The organism is Bacillus sp. AFS002410 (assembly GCF_002556365.1).
Lineage (GTDB): Bacteria > Bacillota > Bacilli > Bacillales > Bacillaceae_G > Gottfriedia.
Genome location: NZ_NUEU01000012.1, coordinates 1 through 4,580 on the forward strand (window position 1 = coordinate 1; position 4,580 = coordinate 4,580).

Consider the following 4,580-nt stretch of genomic DNA (forward strand, 5'->3'; position numbering starts at 1 on the left):
TTATTAAATAATTAAGGTGGGAAATATGTTCATAGTTAATGTAGAAGGTGCAATTCAAAAAAATGGAAAATGGTTAATTATCGAAAGAAGTAAAAAAGAGGAACATGCAGGAGGATTACTTTCACTTGTTGGGGGCAAAGCAGAATCGGAAGAGAATTCATCGGATATTTTAGAAAGAACCATTAAACGAGAAATAATGGATTCGAATGGGAATTTCTATATTGCAGGATCATTTGAAAAAGATATAAGAACATTATTAGATAAAGAAAGTGAAAATACAGTAGGAGTTTAAGGTGATTAAATAGATAGATTACCTAAGTTAACCATAAAAGATGAACCGCAAAAAAGTTCATTTTAATCTATAGCAACATTACACTCCTGAAAAGCTTGAATTATTTGATGGTTTGATACTATCGAGTACTACTCAACGAGCTACTCTTGCTATTGATGTTTAATATAGGCAAAGAAAGAGTGTTGGAGTTATTAAATCAAGAAGAATACGAGGTCTCTTTTATAGAGGCCTCTTTTATTTACCCCAAATCCCCCAGGAATATAATCTTGTTCATTGAACAAAATAAATTTAAAAATAAAGTAGAGTAGGGGGGAATTGATGAAAATAGAATCGTCAATTGAAACCAGCAAAAAACAATTAAAAGAAAACTTGTTTCATAGTTCAGATTTTCGATCAACTGACTTCTTGGTTGAAAATAGATATTATTGTTTATTTTATTTAGATACGATGGTTGACTCGAAATTAATCCAAGAACATATCGTTCGTCCACTATTGCAAAAAGGAAATGGTTCAATAAAAGAAATCGTATCGATCATCGACTACCATGAAAGCACACGGTTATCTGATGCAACAAAATCGCTCGTCGAAGGGAAAACGGTTTTACAAATAGAGGGAGAGGCAAAAGTCTATCTACTTGGAACAGAATTAATAAAAGAACGAAATGTAACGATCCCGCTAAACGAAACAGCACTTCGTGGTTCTCGTAGTGCACTAAATGAGAATCTGAATACAAATTTAAATCTAATCCGAAGCGCTATCAGGCAACCTGATCTTGTTATTAAAACCGTTACACTTGGTCGTCGCTCTGACACGAAAGTCAGTATCCTTTACCTTCACTCGCTTGCAAACGAAGTCGTATTAATGGAAATTGAGAAGAAAATCGAAGCAATCGATATCGATTACATGGATGCACCTGGGTTCGTGCAAGAATTAGTTGATGAAAAACGATTCAAATTATTCCCTAAACTACTCGTAACGGAGAGACCTGACCGAATTTGTGCTAATTTGATGGATGGTCGGATTGCCGTCTTAACAGATCGTTCACCTGATGCCATAGTCTTACCCGTATCATTTTGGGCATTTTTTCAAAGTACCGATGATTATCAAATGGGTTGGTTAATGGGAAGCGCAATCCGTTCAATGCGTTATCTTTGTTTTATTTTAGCAATTTGTTTACCTGGTCTATATGTAGCCTTGGTGACATTCGATCCGCGTGTCGTCCCTTTTGAAATTGCGTTAACGCTTCAAGGTTCGACGCAATATGTCGCGTTGCCTCCAGTACTAGAAGCCATAGCCATGTTATTAATGCTCGAAATTATACGCGAAGCGACCGTGCGACTCCCAAACCTAATCGGTCAAACCATTGGAGTAGTTGGTGCAATTGTGATTGGCACGGTTGTAGTGCAATCGAATTTAATTTCAAATATGATGGTTGTGATCGTTGCAGTCACTGCGATTTCATCATTCATGGTACCAACGTATGAGATGAGTAATGCAACAAGATTTTTAACGTATCCATTCATTTTTATGGGTTCCATTTTCGGAATGATCGGATTAGAAGTTTCATTTCTTTTATTAGCAATACATCTATCACAAATTGATACGTTTGGAATCCCTTACTTTTATCTTGGATTTAAAGGGAGCGAACTGAGAGATACCGTTTTCAGGGGTCCAATCAGCAGTTTAAAAAATCGTCCGAAAGAAACACTGACAAATGATACAACAAGAGAAAAAGAAAAAGGTGGAGAGTAAAATGATTCAGGTTAAAAAAATATCAACGAATCAACTGCTCTGCCTTATCGCAATGAATCAAATCGGTGTTCATGTCCTTTCGATTCCGTATGAACAATCGAAGTATTCAGGTTACGATAGTTGGATTGCTGTTTTGCTAGGCGGAGTGTATGCACAACTCATAATTCTTATCATTTATGCACTCGGAAAGCGCTATCCTAATGAACCAATCCAACAATACATTTGTAAAATTGTTGGAAAACCACTGGGGAAATTGTTGATTATTTTGTTTTCGCTCTACTTTATAGAATCACTTTTAACAGAGGCCGTTACTTATGCTGATGTGATTAGTCGGTGGGTATTATTTGAAACTCCGTGGAGTGCGATACTCGGATTATTTTTTCTTGTATCTGTTTATGCCGCTTCTTGTTCGTTTCGAACGATTTCGACTGTTACTCAACTTATACTGGTCATGTTTGTTTTTTGTGCATTAATTATCATCGTTTGCGGTGTGGGGAAAGGTACATTTTTGCATTTCTTGCCAATTGGCTCTCATGGTATAGGCGCAATCGTAAAAGATTCACGTCCGTCTTTTTTAACGTATGCTGGGTATGATGTCTTACTTTATGCGTTTCCTTTTGTTGTTTGTCAAAAGAAAAAAGAGATTTTAGTAGCTTCTTCGATTGCTAACCTCATTACAACAATCTTTTATGTGATGCTTGCGATTATTGTTACGTATAACTTTAGCGAAAACCAACTCAAGACCATTAGCGAACCAATGATATTTATCCTACGTAAATTCAGTATGCCAGTACTGCATAACATCGATATCGTCTTTATTACAATTTGGATATCCGTCGTACTAGCTACCGTTTTTATTTATTTATTTATTTATTTATGGCGGCGAAATTTCTTTCCTGCATCGGACAAAAAGAAATGAAACATCATAAGTGGCTTGTTGGGCCTATCGGCGTGATTTCTTATGTGATAGCGTTGTTTTGTGAAAATCGCCAGTGGCAATCCAAATTACTTGATTATCATAGTATTTTTTCTGTTGTCTTTATTTGCATTTTACCAACCATCCTTTATCTATTATCCATTGTTCGTGGGCAGGTGAGGAATAGTTGAAAAAAGCATTGTTCCTCTTACTACTATTACCACTTTTAACAGGATGTTGGGATCGTTTACCCCTGCGGAAAATCAAAATCGTTGATCTAATTGGATTAGATTGGGACGATAAAAACAAGGAAGCAAACGTACATTACCTTTTGTCCAAATTGCAAAGTACTGGACAGGGCTCTGGCGAACCAGTTTCAGAAGACGTGGTCTTAAAAGGCCCAAGCATTGAAGAAGCAATTGGGCAAGGTCAAACCCAAGTGAATACACCGTTTTTTGGGGTCGATGCTGGCGCATATGTAATGAGTGAATCATTCGCACATCAAGATGTCGTTTCGCAGTTAGGTTTCATGTTACATGCACCGTATGCAGCGATTAATTCTCCGATCGTCATTTTAGAAGGTGATTTAACAGAATTATTTCAAACGGTTTTTGTCAAACAGAAAGGGTATACAAGAGATTTTTATTATTACACTCACGGTCTTGAGAAAAACAGCATTATACCCACTGTATCGATTATGAACTTTGTTCAATCGATAGAAGAACCACTAAATGACATTGCCATTCCGAAATTGTCCTTAAAAGAGGGACGTGTTACATTTATCGGTGCAGAACTATTTCATCATGGAAAAAATACAAACACAACACTAAATGATAGGCAAGTACAGATGTTGATGTTGTTAGGTGGAAGAGATAAAGGACGGCAGCGAAATGTAGGACATCTACCAAAAAGTGAACAAAATCAGGGTCCCGAAAAGAAAATGACGTATGGATTTTCCGTGAAAAAAGGAACATCGAGTGTTAACCTTTCATCCAAACAAAATGAACCACCAACAGCAGATATCAAAGTGAAATTAAATTTACAGGTGTATGATTTAGGTGTACCGTACCATCAATTGAAACCGAACTATGTAAGAATGATGGAAAAGAAATTAAGCGATGAATTAGATAAAAAAGCAAGTGAAAGTATTAAAATCATGCAAGAAGCAAATTGTGACCTTTTAAAAATTGGTGAGCGGATTAAAGCATTTCATCCAGTCGTTTGGAAAAAGCTCGATTGGGAAAAGGATTATCCACGTATGAAGATACGGCCACACTTTGAAGTTGAGATTTTAAACGCAGATAGTTAGTAGAAAAAGCGTTGTGGAAAGGAGGTCTAATTAGACATCCTTCAATCATTTTTTCTAGACAGAGACGACATTTCGGTAAAACGACTGGATAAAAGATAAAATGATGAAATCCAGATGGTGAAAATCCATCCTCGAGGAGACTGACCTAGTTCGAGAAGTCTAATCTAGGGGAATATTGTGAGGGAATGTCTGAAGGCATCTAAAACTGAACAAGAGCCATTCATCGGCAATCAAGCTGGTGGGAGAGTTTTTCTCTTTTTAGGTACAGATGATTTCTGGAGAGATTATAACGAAATGATTTCAATAGGAAT

General features: G+C 36.6%; 3 protein-coding genes and 2 pseudogenes. All 5 read left to right on the top strand.

Features of this window, described 5'->3' with window-relative positions:
• Positions 1-25: 25 nt before the first annotated feature.
• A pseudogene (locus tag CN692_RS10590) lies at positions 26-211 on the top strand (DNA mismatch repair protein MutT); the annotation flags it as partial.
• 399 nt (positions 212-610) lie between these two features.
• A complete protein-coding gene (locus CN692_RS10595; protein ID WP_098119134.1) occupies positions 611-2,044 on the top strand; it encodes a spore germination protein in 1,434 nt (477 codons plus the stop codon).
• A 1-nt stretch (position 2,045) separates the two neighbouring features.
• On the top strand, positions 2,046-2,963 hold the full coding sequence (locus CN692_RS10600; protein WP_257144007.1) for a GerAB/ArcD/ProY family transporter: 918 nt from the start codon (positions 2,046-2,048) through the stop codon (positions 2,961-2,963).
• Between the two features lie 184 nt (positions 2,964-3,147).
• Positions 3,148-4,269, top strand: a complete 1,122-nt coding sequence (locus CN692_RS10605) for a Ger(x)C family spore germination protein (protein ID WP_098119135.1) — start codon at positions 3,148-3,150, stop codon at positions 4,267-4,269.
• 192 nt (positions 4,270-4,461) lie between these two features.
• A pseudogene (locus tag CN692_RS10610) lies at positions 4,462-4,580 on the top strand (VOC family protein); the annotation flags it as partial.